At 41.7% G+C, this 15,191-nt stretch carries 13 protein-coding genes; 7 read left to right on the forward strand and 6 right to left on the reverse strand.

Features of this window, described 5'->3' with window-relative positions; translation table 11 throughout:
- Positions 1-67: 67 nt before the first annotated feature.
- Together AQ505_RS13745 and AQ505_RS13750 are read right to left on the reverse strand one after the other, a co-directional pair.
- On the reverse strand, positions 68-388 hold the full coding sequence (locus AQ505_RS13745) for a hypothetical protein (protein WP_062548706.1): 321 nt from the start codon (positions 386-388) through the stop codon (positions 68-70).
- 99 nt (positions 389-487) lie between these two features.
- Positions 488-1,357 carry a nucleoside phosphorylase gene (locus AQ505_RS13750; RefSeq protein WP_062548707.1) on the reverse strand — a complete coding sequence of 290 codons (870 nt, stop codon included), beginning with the start codon at positions 1,355-1,357 and terminating at the stop codon, positions 488-490.
- Between the two features lie 176 nt (positions 1,358-1,533).
- On the opposite strand from AQ505_RS13750, the gene AQ505_RS13755 reads away from it, so the two are divergent.
- From AQ505_RS13755 to AQ505_RS13785, 7 genes are all read left to right on the forward strand, one after another.
- Positions 1,534-3,120 carry an ABC-F family ATP-binding cassette domain-containing protein gene (locus tag AQ505_RS13755; RefSeq protein WP_062548708.1) on the forward strand — a complete coding sequence of 529 codons (1,587 nt, stop codon included), beginning with the start codon at positions 1,534-1,536 and terminating at the stop codon, positions 3,118-3,120.
- 165 nt (positions 3,121-3,285) lie between these two features.
- Positions 3,286-3,669, forward strand: a complete 384-nt coding sequence (locus AQ505_RS13760; RefSeq protein WP_062548709.1) for a hypothetical protein — start codon at positions 3,286-3,288, stop codon at positions 3,667-3,669.
- 85 nt (positions 3,670-3,754) lie between these two features.
- The gene (locus AQ505_RS13765; RefSeq protein ID WP_062548710.1) at positions 3,755-4,837 is read left to right on the forward strand and encodes an efflux RND transporter periplasmic adaptor subunit; all 1,083 of its coding nucleotides are present in this window, start codon (positions 3,755-3,757) and stop codon (positions 4,835-4,837) included.
- Positions 4,838-4,881: 44 nt separating this feature from the next.
- Positions 4,882-8,049 (forward strand): efflux RND transporter permease subunit, encoded by a 3,168-nt coding sequence (locus AQ505_RS13770; protein WP_062548711.1) that lies wholly within the window; start codon positions 4,882-4,884, stop codon positions 8,047-8,049.
- Positions 8,042-9,475: a TolC family protein gene (locus AQ505_RS13775; protein WP_062548712.1), complete on the forward strand. Its 1,434-nt coding sequence runs from the start codon at positions 8,042-8,044 to the stop codon at positions 9,473-9,475. Before AQ505_RS13770 ends, AQ505_RS13775 begins: the two co-directional genes overlap by 8 nt.
- An 88-nt stretch (positions 9,476-9,563) precedes the next feature.
- Complete coding sequence (locus AQ505_RS13780) at positions 9,564-10,370, forward strand: helix-turn-helix domain-containing protein (protein ID WP_062548713.1); 807 nt, start codon at positions 9,564-9,566, stop codon at positions 10,368-10,370.
- Between the two features lie 82 nt (positions 10,371-10,452).
- Positions 10,453-11,400, forward strand: coding sequence for a nitrilase family protein (locus AQ505_RS13785; protein ID WP_062548714.1), 948 nt, complete (start codon positions 10,453-10,455; stop codon positions 11,398-11,400).
- Between the two features lie 68 nt (positions 11,401-11,468).
- On the opposite strand, the gene AQ505_RS13790 is transcribed toward AQ505_RS13785, so the two are convergent.
- The 4 genes from AQ505_RS13790 to AQ505_RS26385 form a co-directional block, all read right to left on the reverse strand.
- Positions 11,469-12,599: a DEAD/DEAH box helicase gene (locus AQ505_RS13790; protein WP_062548715.1), complete on the reverse strand. Its 1,131-nt coding sequence runs from the start codon at positions 12,597-12,599 to the stop codon at positions 11,469-11,471.
- Positions 12,600-12,835: 236 nt separating this feature from the next.
- Complete coding sequence (locus tag AQ505_RS13795; protein ID WP_231634871.1) at positions 12,836-13,492, reverse strand: hypothetical protein; 657 nt, start codon at positions 13,490-13,492, stop codon at positions 12,836-12,838.
- Positions 13,493-13,634: 142 nt separating this feature from the next.
- Positions 13,635-14,759: a histidine-type phosphatase gene (locus AQ505_RS13800; RefSeq protein ID WP_062548717.1), complete on the reverse strand. Its 1,125-nt coding sequence runs from the start codon at positions 14,757-14,759 to the stop codon at positions 13,635-13,637.
- Positions 14,723-14,974, reverse strand: coding sequence for a hypothetical protein (locus AQ505_RS26385; RefSeq protein ID WP_157262367.1), 252 nt, complete (start codon positions 14,972-14,974; stop codon positions 14,723-14,725). Before AQ505_RS26385 ends, AQ505_RS13800 begins: the two co-directional genes overlap by 37 nt.
- Positions 14,975-15,191 lie beyond the last annotated feature (217 nt).

Genomic DNA, 15,191 nt, shown 5'->3' on the forward strand with positions numbered 1-15,191 from the left:
AGGTCAGAAAGCTGATGTCGTCTACAATTTAGGTGATACGGCCGGGGCCTCCGGCCGATCAAATAATTTAAACAAAGGCAGGTACTGCCGATCTTGGGTCATTTCCCTGAATCTGGTTTTTTCTGATGTCAGAAAGCTCTCTAGGTTTTTTTACGATCTTTTTATGGATACCTACCGTACCATTATATAACAATATACCTCCAAGTACCGCTTCCTGAATCCCTATGATGGGATGTTTCGAAATGGTTCTGATTCCTTTTTGAAAGATATATGCGCCAGCAAGGATGGCAACAAATCTTTTTCCTGCATCTAATTCTTCTGTATCGTAGGTACTTAACAATGATGTTGCAGCTATAATTCGGACTTTATTTTTTATTAATTCAAACATAACTATTCGTTCTATATCTATCAATGGAACACAGTAAAGCCTGTTTTGTTTGGAAATCTTTAAAATCCTTTTAACATAAATCAGGGTTAACGGCCAGGGTTAACCTAGCTTATCCAATACCATTCGGATCGCCTGATCGACTACTTTATTTGGGGTTGTACTAAATTCAAAATTCACTCTGCTGGCGAGTATCGCATTTACAGAAAGCGCTTTATGGCCTAATACTTTTGCCAGTGCATAGATTCCTGCTGTTTCCATTTCCAGGTTTGTAATCCGGTATTTGCCATGCTGAAAGGTGTTGAGTAAAGCAATAAAATTAGGTATGGAATTTTTAGCGCGAACTTGTCGGCCCTGAGGTGCATAAAAACCTGGTGCAGTAACCGTGATTCCTTGCTCCATATCCGCCCCAATTGTTTGCAATAAGGTTTCATCGGCAGCGGTTAAATAAGGATGAATCCCTTTAATATGTGCACAATGGGTATGGAACGCTTCTAAAATCGGCCGTTCATCTACAGAAAGTTCATGGATATAGTACTGCATCAAGGCATCTAAACCTAAGCCAAACGAAGAAGCTAGAATGGTCCCCATCGGCAGATCTGGTTGAATAGCTCCTGAAGTACCGATACGGATAATATCAAGTGAGGTCAGGTCTTTTTTGACCATTCTGCTTTCGAAATCAATATTGACCAGGGCGTCTAATTCATTAAATACAATGTCAATATTATCTGTTCCGATTCCGGTTGAAATCACGGTAATCCTTCTTTGCCCTAAATAACCAGTATGGGTGATAAACTCACGCTTTCCTTTTTTAAGTTCTATGCGGTCAAAATGCTTAGAGATTTCTGAAACGCGATCCGGATCTCCTACGGTGATCACAGTTTGGGCGAGGTCTTCAGGTAATAAATTCAAATGGTAAATACTGCCATCCGGATTGATAATTAAGTCTGCTGCTGATATTTTGTTTTCCATAATTACTGCGATTGATCCTGCAAACCTATGAAACCTGAAGGAGTAAATTAAAATTATTATATTTGCATTTCTAAACTAATTGATAAAAACAGCATGTAGGATCCAATTCTTTCCGAAAATAAAGGGCAGCCAGAAATCTGGTTACCTCATTTTTTTAAATAAAAAGAAAGGATTTTATGCTTCATCTTCATAGTCTTACCTACCAGCATCCCAATCGGGATCATCTATTTTTATCCTTAAATTTCAGTGTGAATCCACAGGAGAAGATTGCCTTAATTGGTAATAATGGCCTTGGAAAGTCAAGCTTGCTAAAAATCATGGCTGGAAAATTACTGCCAGTAAGTGGATCGGTTAAAGCCGCATCCCAGCCTTATTATGTTCCTCAGCTTTTGGAGGAATATAATGACTGGAGCATTGCGGAAGTCCTGCAATTGGAGGCTAAGCTAAAAGCGATGCAGGAAATTTTAGCCGGGCAAATGACGGAGGAAAACCTCGGCGTATTAAATGACGATTGGGATTTTGAATCCCGCTGTCAGCAGAGCTTTGCCTACTGGAAGCTGGATGGCCTCGATCTTCATCAGAAAATGAAAACTTTAAGCGGTGGACAAAAATCAAAGGTGTTCCTTGCGGGAATTCGAATCCATCAGCCGGAGATCATTTTGATGGATGAACCCAGCAACCACCTGGATAGGCAAAGCAGAATGCTGCTTTATGAAGAGATTAAGCTGAGTAGAAAAACTTTAGTGATTGTTAGCCATGACCGGGAATTGCTGAACCTTTTACAGGTGGTAGTTTTGCTGCAGCCTGATGGAATCAGTAGGTATGGTGGCAATTATGAGTTTTATACCGCACAGCGTGCCATAGAAAAGGAGGCTTTTGATCAGACGTTAAGAAGTAAAGAAAAGGCCTTCCGAAAAGCGAAAGAAGTAGAGCGCAGCGCATTAGAAAGACAGCAGAAACTGGATTCCAGAGGAAAGCGAAAGCAGGAGAACGCAGGCATTCCGACAATTATGATGAACACACTAAGGAATAACGCGGAGAAAAGCACTTCACGTCTGAAAGGTGTGCATGCCGAAAAACTAGATGCCATCTCGCAGGAGCTGAGTTTATTGCGCAAAGATTTACCCCAGGCAGATCGGATGAAAATGAATCTCGATTCTTCTGTACTGCATACCGGTAAAATATTGATGACGGCAAAAGACCTCAATTTTGGTTATGACGGGCAGTTACTTTGGAGGGAAAGTTTGAATTTTCAGATCAGGTCAGGGGATCGTTTAGTCATCCATGGCGAAAACGGAGCTGGGAAGAGTACCTTGGTTCAGCTAATTTTAGGGGTACTAAAACCACAATCGGGCAGTATAGAACGGACAGGGTTTACCGCGGTATATGTAGATCAGGAATATTCCATCATTGATGCTAAACTCAATGTGTACGAACAAGCTCAACAGTTCAATTCAGGAGCATTGCAGGAACACGAAATCAAGCTCCGCTTAAATCGGTTTTTATTTGCGAAGGAACAATGGGGGAAGCCTTGCTCTGCGCTGAGTGGAGGAGAGCAGATGAGGTTGATTCTTTGCGGTTTAACTATCGGCAACCAAAGTCCGGATTTAATTGTACTGGACGAGCCTACCAATAACCTGGATATGCAAAATATAGAGATTTTAACCGATGCAATTCAAGAGTATAAAGGTACGCTGCTGGTGATTTCACACGACAAATACTTTCTGGATCAGGTTGACGTACTTCAGGAAATTAACTTATAAGTATCAGGGATTTATTCCTTCATCACACAGTCCAGGAATGCCCTGATCAAAACTGCTAAAATGAATTCGAATTGATTTTAGCAGTTTTGATCAAATATCACGCGATTTTCAATTTCTGGATATTCATTTTTTTCTTTCAATACTTTGATTACTTTTGCGACCAAAATGAGAGTAGTCGTATTTTTCGTGGCTTTGTTTACCTTCCTACTATGCGGAGGGCACTATCTTCATGCGGATACGCCTCATCATGCTAAACATTGTCCATCCAATCAGAGACTTGCAAAAACTGAGCGACCAAAATTATGGGGTGCTGGCCAGGATATTAATATCATCGAAGAGGCTGATTTAGATCTGGATGAGGAACACCTGAGCAACGAAGAACTTCCTGCTAAGAACTTACATCAGGATTATTACTTCCTGGACAGGTGGTACCTGACTTTTTATTCGATTTTAATCGCTGATGCTGATCATCAGCATTATCAACCCTTTGAGCCGTTTTCCGGCAATTCTTCACCAATCTACATCAGGCAACGAGTACTGAGAATTTGAGCAATACGTAACCTTCGTTTAGAACCCTTACGCTGGAATTCTATGAATTCCAGGAATTTATTCGCTTAATTTCCATTAATTACTCATGAAGAAAATACTCGTGTTGACAGGCGCTGTTGCCTTGTTGAACTTTACAAGCTGTACCACAAAAAAAGAAGAGAAAAAAGAAGAAAGTCAGTTTTCCATTACCAATCCTTTAAAAACTGATACTTCGTTTACTAAAGAATATGTATCTCAAATCCGTTCAGTACGGAATATTGAGATCCGCGCTCAGGAAAAGGGCTACCTTCAAAACATCTACGTTGATGAAGGACAGTCTGTTAAGGCTGGACAGTTGTTATTTCGCATCATGCCGAAACTTTATGAAGCGGAGCTGCTAAAGGCTCAGGCGGAAGTAAAAGAAGCACAAATAGAGCTACAAAATGTGAAACTGCTGGCCGATAAAAATGTAGTTTCCAGAAATGAACAGGCAGTAGCACAGGCTAAACTGGATGCCGCTAAAGCAGAAGTCTCCCTGGCGAAACTCCATTTATCATTTACGGAGATCAAGGCTCCATTTGATGGAACTATTGACCGGATTCCACTGAAATTAGGAAGTCTGATTGATGAAGGCGCATTGCTGACCAGTCTTTCTGACAACAGTCAGGTATTCGCTTATTTCAATGTTTCAGAGCCTGAATATTTATCCTACCAGATGAATGTAAAAGACCGTGGCGATAAAAAAGTGAGTCTGCTGCTGGCCAATAACCAGGTGTTGCCAGAAAAGGGGAATGTAGAGGTGATTGAAAGTGAATTCAATGGAGAAACGGGCAACATTGCTTTCAGGGCACGTTTTCCAAATGCCAACAAGCTGTTGAAAAACGGTGAAACCGGTAAAATACAAATGGTGGTTCCATTACGTGGGGCACTGATTATTCCGCAGAAAGCAACTTATGAGATCCAGGATAAAATGTATGTATTTGTAGTTGGAAAGGACGATGTGATCCATTCCAGAAACATTACCATTGCAAGTGAAATGCCTGACCTATACGTGGTAGCAAGCGGTCTTTCTGAAACCGACAAGATCCTTTTGGAAGGTGTTCAGAAAGTTAAAGATGATGAAAAGATCAGGTATAAATTCCAGGATCCGAAAACAGTCATCTCTCATTTGAGATTAAAAGCGGAATAATTACGAGTCTTTTCAGTTTGATCCTATCATTTAAAACTAAGTAAATGTTTAATAAGTTTATACAAAGGCCAGTCCTTTCTATAGTAATATCCCTCATTATTGTGTTTCTGGGTGCTTTGGCTTTGAGCCACTTACCAGTTACGCAATTCCCTTCGATTTCGCCGCCAAAGGTGAACATCACCGCCGAATACCCAGGAGCTAACGGCGAACTGATGATTAAATCAGTTATTATTCCTTTAGAAAGAGCCATTAATGGTGTTCCAGGAATGAAATATATGGCTTCTGATGCAGGTAATGATGGTGAAGCATCGATTCAAGTCGTGTTTAACCTGGGAACAGATCCCAATCAGGCTTCTGTGAACATTCAAAACCGTGTCGCTTCTGTGATCAACAAATTACCGCCATTAGTGGTGCGTGAAGGGGTAAAGATCACCCGTGAAGAATCAAACATGCTGATGTACATTAACTTGTACAGCAAGGACCCGAAGATGGATCAGAAATTCCTGTTCAACTTTGCAGACATTAACGTGCTTTCAGAACTGAAACGGGTAGATGGTGTTGGTGTGGCAGATATCCTGGGTAACAGGGAATATGCGATGCGGATCTGGCTAAAACCAGACCGGATGCTGGCCTATAAAATCTCTGCAGATGAGGTTTTGGAAGCATTGAACCAGCAAAGTTTAGAAGCTTCGCCAGGAAAAACCGGGGAAAGTTCCGGAAAAAGATCACAATCATTTGAGTATGTGTTAAAATATCCAGGACGTTTCACTACTCAGGAAGCTTACGGAAATATCATTTTAAGGTCTACACCGCAAGGGGAGATTTTGAGACTAAAAGACGTGGCCAATATAGAGTTCGGAAGTTCGATGTATGACATTTATTCGAACCTGAACGGAAGACCTTCGGCGGCAATCACGGTGAAGCAGTCTTATGGCAGTAATGCGAGTCAGGTAATCAAAGACATCAAGGCTAAAATGGAAGAGATCAAGAAATCTTCCTTTCCTAAAGGTGTAGATTATGAGATCAGTTATGACGTGTCAAAATTCCTGGACGCTTCCATTGAAAAAGTGATTCACACACTTGTAGAAGCATTTATCCTGGTTGGATTGGTGGTATTCCTATTCTTAGGCGACTGGCGTTCGACCTTGATTCCGGCTATTGCCGTTCCCGTATCACTGATTGGAACTTTTATGTTCATGCAGTTTTTCGGGATTACGATCAATCTTGTGACCTTATTTGCCCTGGTACTGGCCATTGGAGTCGTCGTCGATGATGCTATTGTGGTGATCGAAGCGGTCCATGCCAAGATGCAGGAACTCCATATCTCTGCAAGAAAAGCGACAAAAAAGGTGATGCACGAGATCAGTGGTGCCATTATCGCGATTACCTTTTTGATGGCTGCCGTATTTATACCGGTTGCTTTTATGTCTGGCCCAGTGGGAATTTTCTACAGACAGTTCTCTATTACAATGGCTACAGCGATTATCATTTCTGGTATCGTTGCCCTAACGTTAACGCCGGCACTTTGTGCTATTTTACTGAAAAATCACCATGGTAAAGTAAAGAAAAAGAATGCTTTAGATAAGTTCTTGGATGGCTTTAACGCAGGTTTTGATAAGCTTTCCGGTAAATACCAAAAGCTGCTTGGGCTGATTGTAAACCGTAAGGTGATCACTTTTGGCGTGCTGCTGGCATTTTGTGCTGGAACGTTCTTCCTGAATAACAGTCTGCCATCAGGGTTTATTCCGAATGAGGATCAGGGGATGTTCTATGCGATTATTCAAACGCCTCCCGGTTCCTCTTTAGAAAGAACCAATGAAATTGCAGAAAGACTGCAGAAAATCGCTGAAGGTGTAGAAGGGGTGCAATCTGTTTCTGCATTGGCTGGTTATGAAATTCTGACAGAAGGAACGAGTGCCAACTCAGGTACCTGTTTGGTGAATTTGAAAAGCTGGGAAGACCGGAAAAACGGTGTGGAAGAAATTATGAAGGAACTGGAAGAAAAATCCAAAGGGATTTCCGGGGCTACTATTGAATTCTTTCAGCCGCCTGCTGTTCCCGGATATGGTGCTGCTGGTGGTTTTGAGCTGCGTTTACTAGACAAGGCTGGATCTGGCGACTTCAAAAAGATGGAGACGGTGAGTAAGGATTTTGTGAAGGAATTGAGTAAACGTCCGGAACTATCATCGGTATTTACCTTTTATAGTGCGGCATTCCCTCAATATATGCTGCGCGTAGACAACGACATTGCACAGCAGAAAGGCGTAACGATTGAAAATGCCATGAATACACTTTCCACACTGGTCGGTAGTAATTATGAAACTAACTTCATCAAATACGACCGTCAGTATAAGGTGATGGTACAGGCTTTACCACAGTACAGGGCATTGCCAGAGGACATCCTTAAGTTATATGTTAAAAATAACCGGGATGAAATGGTGCCATTTTCGGCCTTTATGAGGATGGAAAAGGTGTATGGTCTGTCTGAAATTACGCGACACAATATGTACAATGCTGCAGAGATCAGCGGTTCTTCGGCACCGGGTTACAGTAGCGGTGCGGCGATTAATGCCATCAATGAGGTGGCTGAAAAAACCTTGCCGAGAGGTTTCAGTATTGACTGGGCGGGTATTTCCAAAGATGAGGTCTCTCGTGGAAACGAGGCAATTTATATTTTCCTGATCTGTTTAGGCTTTGTATACCTGATTCTTGCCGCACAGTATGAAAGTTTTATTTTGCCGTTAACGGTGATCCTTTCCCTACCATGCGGGATTTTTGGGGCATTCCTGCTCTTGAAAATCTGTGGATTAGAAAATAACATTTATGCACAGGTGGCCTTTGTGATGCTCATTGGATTGCTGGGTAAGAACGCGGTACTTATTGTGGAGTTTGCCGTGCAGAAGCACAGGGCAGGAGCTACCGTGTTACAGGCAGCAATGGAAGGGGCAGCAGTCCGTTTCCGTCCGATTTTAATGACTTCATTTGCCTTCATCGCAGGCTTGATTCCATTGGTATTGGCGAATGGGCCAGGTAAAATTGGGAACCGGACGATTGGTTCTGCAGCCGCTGGCGGCATGCTCGTAGGTACCATTTGCGGAGTATTGATCATCCCAGGCCTGTATTATGTATTCGCCAGAATTGCTGAAAAACATAAACTAGTTAAAAACGAAGAAGAAAATCCATTAACTGAAGAAATCGATCACAATGTATAAATTTAAGTTACAAGGCTCCATGCTGGCACTGAGCGCTGCCATAGCAGTAGCAGGATGTAAAGTGCCTTCGGTTGCCGTACAAACCCCAAATGCCGCTATTCCTGAGATTTACACGACTAGTAAGGACAGTACCAATATCGCAGCGATGCCATGGCGTAGTTTTTTTAAGGATCAAAACCTGGTTAATCTGATTGATACAGCCTTGAAAAACAACCAGGAGCTAAAAATCACCATGCAGGAAATTGAAATCGCCAGAAACGAAATCAAGATCAAAAAAGGAGAATTACTGCCAACAGTAGGCTTAGGAGGAGGTATTGGCGTAGAAAAAGTAGGCCGTTACACCAGTCAGGGGGCAGGTGATGCCGGAACTGAAATCGCTCCGGGTAAAGCTGTTCCAGACGCTTTGATGGACTACAATTTATCCGCTTATGCGCATTGGGAAGTAGACATCTGGAAGAAATTAAGAAGCGCTAAGAAAGCTGCTGTGAGCAGATATTTGTCTTCTGTAGAAGGTAAGAATTTTGCATTAACCAATCTGATTGCTGAAGTAGCCGACGCTTATTATGAGTTGCTGGCGCTGGACAGTCAGCTGGAAATTGTCAAACAAAATATCGACTTGCAAAAGAATGCATTAGCGATTGTCAAAGTTCAGAAAGAAGCAGCGAGAGCGACAGAATTAGGCGTTCAAAAATTTCAGGCGGAAGTATTGGCTTCCAAAAATTTAGAATTTGATCTAATGCAAAGGACTAAAGAGACGGAGAACAGAATTAATTTTCTGCTGGGTCAATATCCTCAGGAGATCAAAAGAGAACGAGGCAACTTTTTAGGTTTACTACCTGCAGCTGTTCAGGCTGGTGTGCCTTCGCAATTGCTAGCCAATCGCCCGGATATTAAACAGGCGGAACTGGAACTTGCGGCTGCAAAACTCGATGTTAAGGTAGCCAGGGCTGCATTTTATCCTTCCCTGGACATTTCCGCAGCGGTAGGATTACAGGCCTTTAAGCCGAGTTATTTCTTGAAATTCCCGGAGTCGGTATTGTATTCACTGGCTGGTGATGTTGCTGGTCCTCTGATCAATAGAAATGCGATTAAAGCGGAATTCAACACGGCTAATGCCCGTCAGCTTCAGGCGATGTACAACTATGAACGCAGTATTTTAAATGCGTATCTGGAGGTTTCTAACCAGCTTTCCAAGATCGGCAACCTGGAAAAAAGCTATGATTTGAAATCACAGCAGGTAGATGCGCTGAACAAGTCAATCGTAGTTTCAAATGATCTGTTTAAGTCGGCCAGAGTGAATTATTTTGAAGTCTTAATGACACAAAGAGATGCCCTGGAATCTAAATTAGAACTGATAGAAACTAAAAAGGAACAACTGAATGCGGTAGTCCACTTTTATAGGGATTTAGGCGGAGGCTGGAAATAATGATGAATTAATTCAAGGTTTTTAAAGCAGCAGAACGGCTCCGGATGATGTACATTCGGGGCCGTTTTTGTTTACCTTTACACCCGATATGCAATTGCCTCCTCATATTTCTGTTCAGGGTTTGGTAAAACACTACCTGGTATTAAGTCGGCAGACTTCTACACAGCAGTTATACCGGATGTTTTCTGACGGGAATCCAGGCATGGTTTTTCATTTGAAAGATCAGCTGCTGCAATGGGATGAAGTCCATCTGAATCCTCAATTACAGCCCCGGAGTTTTGTTTACGGGCAGCTCAGCCATTACAATACGATTGCTTCCAGCGGAAACTTAAGCATGATTGTAGTCGTTTTACAGCCCCAGGTATTGTTTACTCATTTCCACATTCCAGCTGAGGAGTTAAAAGACCATACCCTTCCCCTGGTCGATTTATTTGGGCAGGAAGCCCAGGATCTGGAAGAGCAGGTCATTTCTGCAGCTTCAATAGAGCTGGCCATCGGTCACATTGAAAAGCTGCTCAGGAAAAGAATGATGGAGTCCAGTGATCTGAATACCGACATCAGCATGGCCATGAAGGTAATTTATCAGCATCATGGCATCATCAGCATTGATCAGTTACTGCAAATCCTGCCAGTAACGGAAAAGCAATTGGAACGTAAATTCAGGGAGCATATTGGGATCAGCCCTAAAAGATTTGCAGACACGATTAAGTTTCAGCATTTCCTGAAACTCCTGCAAAAGCAATCCGGCAAAGGCAAAATCTCGGAACTGATTTATGCCTCTGGATATTACGATCAGGCGCACCTGAATAATAACTTCAAAAAGATGACAGGCCTCAGTCCCAGACAGTACAAGCATAGCCAGCAGCTCCTGGCCATCAACCTCATGGCCGTTTAAATATTAATTTGTCGGTTTTATACAAATTTTTATCCACAAGTGTACCTAGTTTTGGGCTTCTTCCTTAATTAAATACTGAGATATGATAAACATAAAAATAGCTTCAGCACAATTTGAAAACAGCAGCGCTGATAAAGATTATAACCTCGGTGTAATCGCAGAAATGGCTAAAAACGCGGCAGCAGAAGGCGCAGATGCAATAGCCTTCCATGAATGTTCCATCACCGGTTATACTTTTGCAAGACCGCTTTCCAAAGCAGAAATGCTGAACCTGGCGGAATTCATCCCAGAGGGGCCCAGCATCCTTAAATTAATAGAATTGGCTAAAAAGTATAAAATTGCGATCCTGGCAGGCCTTTTTGAAAAGGACAAAGACGATAACTTATTCAAGGCGTATGTTTGCGTAGATCAAAGCGGTTTGATTGCCAAACACCGTAAGTTACATCCATTTATTAACCCTCATCTGACGCCAGGCAATGAATATACCGTTTTTGACTTATACGGCTGGAAATGTGGCATACTTATTTGTTACGATAATAACATCATTGAAAATGTGAGGGCCACCACCTTATTAGGTGCTCAGGTGATCTTTATGCCTCATGTGACTATGTGTACACCATCTACCAGGCCGGGTGCAGGTTTTGTGGATGCTGCACTCTGGAACGACAAGACTGCCAATCAGGATGTATTACGTGCAGAATTTGACGGTTTAAAAGGACGTCAATGGCTGATGAAATGGCTGCCTGCGCGTGCTTATGACAATGCGATATACGTGGTGTTTGCTAATCCAATTGGCATGGATGATGATCAGCTTAAAAATGGATGCGCTATGATTATTGATCCATTTGGAGAGGTAATGACCGAGTGCAGGTCATTAGATGATGAATTTGTGATCGCAGAGCTGAGTCCAGAGCCCCTTCATTTAGCTGGGGGATTTCGCTATCTGGAGGCCAGAAGACCGGAGCTTTATAAAGATATTATTGGTGCAGATCATGAAAGCAAACAGCAGGTTTCCTGGCTAAAAAAATAAGACAAAGCCCTGCTATTGAGCTGCCCCAAGATGGTCTAAATTTTGGGGCAGTTCTCTCTCTTTTATAATTAAATGATATTTTCGCCATCAATTAAGTTTACAGTCTTGCCCATCTTTTTCTGGATCACTTCAAAGTGGTGTAAATCATTTTTACTGACTAAGGAAATGGCATCTCCTGCGGCTTCTGCACGGCCGGTTCTTCCAATCCGGTGTACATAATCTTTAGGTGATCTTGGCAACTCATAATTGATCACATAAGGAAGGAAGTTAATGTCAATCCCTCTGGCCATTAAATCTGTGGCCACCAGTACCCTGAGCTTTCCGGATTTGAAGAGCAGCAAAGATTCCGTTCTGGAACCCTGACTTTTCTTGCTATGGATCGCCCTGGCATCAACATTATTCTTTTTAAGCTTGTTAACCACCGCATCTGCCTGATGTGTGGAGGAAGTAAATACCAATACCTGCTGCATGTCATGGTGCTGGATCAGGTAGCGTAAAAATGGTCCTTTCTTTTCTTCTGAAACAATATAAGCCAGCTGATTGATCGTGTCCAATGTGTCTTCTTCTGCTTCCAGTTTAATCACTACTGCATCCTTCAGCACAATTTGGTTGATGTTTTCAATATCAGGGCTAAGCGTAGCAGAAAACAATAAATTCTGACGTTTCTTAGGTAATAAAGCAAGGATTTTGTTAAGTTCTTCTTTAAAACCTAAGTTGAGCATTTTATCAGCCTCATCTAATACTAAGGTTTCAATATCCGATAAGTGCACCGCATTATTGTCTACCAATTCTAATAAGCGGCCTGGTGTAGCCACCAAGACGTTTACGCCTTGCATGCCCATCATTTGTGGGTTAATGGAAACGCCGCCATATACAGCTAAGGTTTTCACTGGCTTGGTTAATGCCGGACTAAAGGTCTTGAATACTTCTTTTACTTGTTCTGCCAATTCACGCGTAGGCACGAGGACCAATACATTCGCATGGCGATTTTTCACGCCAATAGTTTGCTGCAAATTCATTAAAATCGGTAAAACGTAACTGGCTGTTTTTCCGGAACCGGTTTTAGCAATACCTAAAACGTCTTTTTTATTTAATATAGCTGGGATAGCGGTTTGTTGAATGGGAGTGGGCGCTGTGAAATTTTGATCTGCAAGTGCTTTCAATAAAGCAGGTGACAAACCTAAGGCTGTAAAAGGCATAATTACTCAATTTTTTGTGTAAAAGTAAGCAAAAATCGCTGTTTGCTGTGGTTTAAATTCCCTCAATCGACCAGCAGATCAAATTCAAGGGAAATGACACAAAAAGAAAATCATGAAAAACTTAGCTGATCGCAAAATGAATCAGTCAGCTATAGCGTGTTTATTCTATAATTTTGGGATAAACGGTAGCAGCACACCTGGCGATTTCCCGGGAAGGAGCCAGGTGTGTGAATGTTTTAAAACTTGATCAATAATTTTTCAGTTACCAGTTTATTGTTCTGATAATATTCAAAGAACCATTCAGCATTTCTTTTGAAGGCGATGCCTTGAGCACTAGCATTATTAGCGATAAAGTAATCAGGCACGGTAGTAATAAGTAGCGTCAGTACAACTTTTGGAGCAGTGTTGATCAATTGAAAACCGTTCGCAATTGGCTGTGCGTATAAAGTACCGGCAGCAGGAACGACTTCGGAGGCCGTAGCTGGAGCATAAGTAACTACAGTGCTTTGCTGAGGAACTGCTGCCATTGGCATTGGTGTCATCGGCGCAGCTGAAGCCACATAGTTTAAGCTGTCCATGGAGCTAAAAGCATCTCTAAGCGCAAAATTATAAGAGGTTTTATATTCTTTCTCCCTGCTTTTTCCTTCCTTACTTTTAAAGAGGATATTGCCCTGGCAATCTTTTAATATGATGGTCAGGTTAGTCGTAAACATGGTTTTACGCTCTATTAAGTCCAGGTTCAATGCGCTGCATTTGTTATTTGCAATCTCTGCCGGCAGTTCTGAATTGTCGAAATAGGCAGTAAATCCCTTTTGCTCGACAAGGAATTTAGCCAGGTCATTTAATCCATAAAGATTATTGGTTTTTAAGAAGCTGAATTTTTCTGGAACCACTACATATTTGTAATTGTTCAGGCTTTGCTGCGCGTATCCTGAAAAGAGAAAAATAAAAAGAGTATAAAAAAGTATCTTTTCATAATGTTTTTTGTTAAAACGGTTAGTTATATGGAATCAAATATAGAAATCTGTTTGTGTTTTATTTAGCATTGTTCAGGTATTCTTCCATATTGCTATTTAAGCCCAGGCCAAGATCCTTTAGTTTTTTTAAATAAAATGCACGAACGTCTTTATAGAGATAATAAGGAGCGATTTTTGTACCCAGGCCTTTAATCTTTGTTTCCTTTTCATTGAGGAAAAATTTGACCAGGTAGCTGTTGTTCCAGGGATTTTTGTAAAGGAGCATTTGAATGTTTGCACTAAAAGGAATGATATTTTTTGCTTTCCAAAGCTGGTCAAAAGTCTGTATGTTTTTTGTGGCAGTGGAAGCACCCTCTAAATTCAGAATGGCTGCAAAAGGAGCAATGGTTTCTGCATGGGCAAAACGGAGCACCGCGCTGTATGGTTTGGATTGGATAAAGGCATCTGTGGTACGGATGAAATCGGCTAGCAAAGGGGCTGCAATGCGCACCTGGATCCCATTTTCATCTGTTCCAGGGCCTTTTTTCAGAAAGTTATCTGCATCACTCAGCTGACACAATACAGCCAATTCCGCTGCTGTAAAAAACTGGTTTAAATTGAGGTCTTTGTCGCTGATGCCATATTTCAGGACCTCCTGTTGAATGGCAGGCAGGATGCTGTAAAAACCATACAAGTCATCTGCAAAACGAATTTTCTCTTTGGCATTGATGCGTTTTGCATAGTCTGCCTGGAAAAAAGTATTGAAAATACGCGCAGAGATGGCCTCCTGTTTAAGGTTTTTTGCCAGTTGATCATAACTGGAATGCCATGGACCTAAAGCTTTAAAGGATAAATAGGGTTTGGATAAATCAAAAAACCTAAGGTTTACATCATCTTTCTCATTCCATTTGATGCTGGCCATTTTCCCTCTTGATGCTGTTGAAACACCTTCTAAAAAGGCCATCGCACTTTGTTTTGTACGCTCTTTGCTCGTAGTATTAATTAATATGAGCTGGTTTGGGGCAAAAAAAGCGGGCTCCACACGATAGGCGCGGATGGCAATTCCCCTGAGTTCCTCCTTTCCGATTTCAGAAATAGATTCCAGGTTTTTAAGTTCTACTTTTTGCAGATGCACTAGTGCTGCTTTTAGTTGCTTTCCGCGTTGATTTAAAGCTTTAGCACTATCCGCTTTAAAGATGAACATCCAGGCAGTTGATTTGCCACATCTTTGGTCAGGTTTCTTGCGCCATGGCGGCCAAGATGATTCAAAAATACAGGTTGATAATCCGTCGGAACTTTGGCGTATTTTTCATGAAGCGGCTTGTAAAGCGTTTTTGAACCCAGATATTGCTGCGATTGCGCAGGAGCATAGTTCAGCAGCTGAGCAGCAACCAGGATAAAGGGAAGTAGATGTTTCATCTTGTTGATTTAAAAGATTGACTAAATGTAACGGATTCCTGTGATCGATAACGAATAGTTTGACCCTTATTCTTTGAGCTGCTAAAAGAAATCAGACCGGCAACGATTGCATAGTTTTTTATGCAAACAATCTTTCTTTTAGTTAAAAAACTAAGTACCATTGTTTTAACCAAATATATAACGCTGGAATTTTTGCAACCCAATTAGGCAATCGATT

This window comes from Pedobacter sp. PACM 27299, from assembly GCF_001412655.1.
Lineage (GTDB): Bacteria > Bacteroidota > Bacteroidia > Sphingobacteriales > Sphingobacteriaceae > Pedobacter.

Bases quoted from the DNA above. Each gene is read 5' to 3' on its own strand.
- AQ505_RS13745 (WP_062548706.1), bottom strand. From the start codon at position 388: ATGTTTGAATTAATAAAAAATAAAGTCCGAATTATAGCTGCAACATCA.
- AQ505_RS13750 (WP_062548707.1), bottom strand. From the start codon at position 1,357: ATGGAAAACAAAATATCAGCAGCAGACTTAATTATCAATCCGGATGGC.
- AQ505_RS13755 (WP_062548708.1), top strand. From the start codon at position 1,534: ATGCTTCATCTTCATAGTCTTACCTACCAGCATCCCAATCGGGATCAT.
- AQ505_RS13760 (WP_062548709.1), top strand. From the start codon at position 3,286: ATGAGAGTAGTCGTATTTTTCGTGGCTTTGTTTACCTTCCTACTATGC.
- AQ505_RS13765 (WP_062548710.1), top strand. From the start codon at position 3,755: ATGAAGAAAATACTCGTGTTGACAGGCGCTGTTGCCTTGTTGAACTTT.
- AQ505_RS13770 (WP_062548711.1), top strand. From the start codon at position 4,882: ATGTTTAATAAGTTTATACAAAGGCCAGTCCTTTCTATAGTAATATCC.
- AQ505_RS13775 (WP_062548712.1), top strand. From the start codon at position 8,042: ATGTATAAATTTAAGTTACAAGGCTCCATGCTGGCACTGAGCGCTGCC.
- AQ505_RS13780 (WP_062548713.1), top strand. From the start codon at position 9,564: ATGCAATTGCCTCCTCATATTTCTGTTCAGGGTTTGGTAAAACACTAC.
- AQ505_RS13785 (WP_062548714.1), top strand. From the start codon at position 10,453: ATGATAAACATAAAAATAGCTTCAGCACAATTTGAAAACAGCAGCGCT.
- AQ505_RS13790 (WP_062548715.1), bottom strand. From the start codon at position 12,599: ATGCCTTTTACAGCCTTAGGTTTGTCACCTGCTTTATTGAAAGCACTT.
- AQ505_RS13800 (WP_062548717.1), bottom strand. From the start codon at position 14,759: ATGTTCATCTTTAAAGCGGATAGTGCTAAAGCTTTAAATCAACGCGGA.
- AQ505_RS26385 (WP_157262367.1), bottom strand. From the start codon at position 14,974: ATGAAACATCTACTTCCCTTTATCCTGGTTGCTGCTCAGCTGCTGAAC.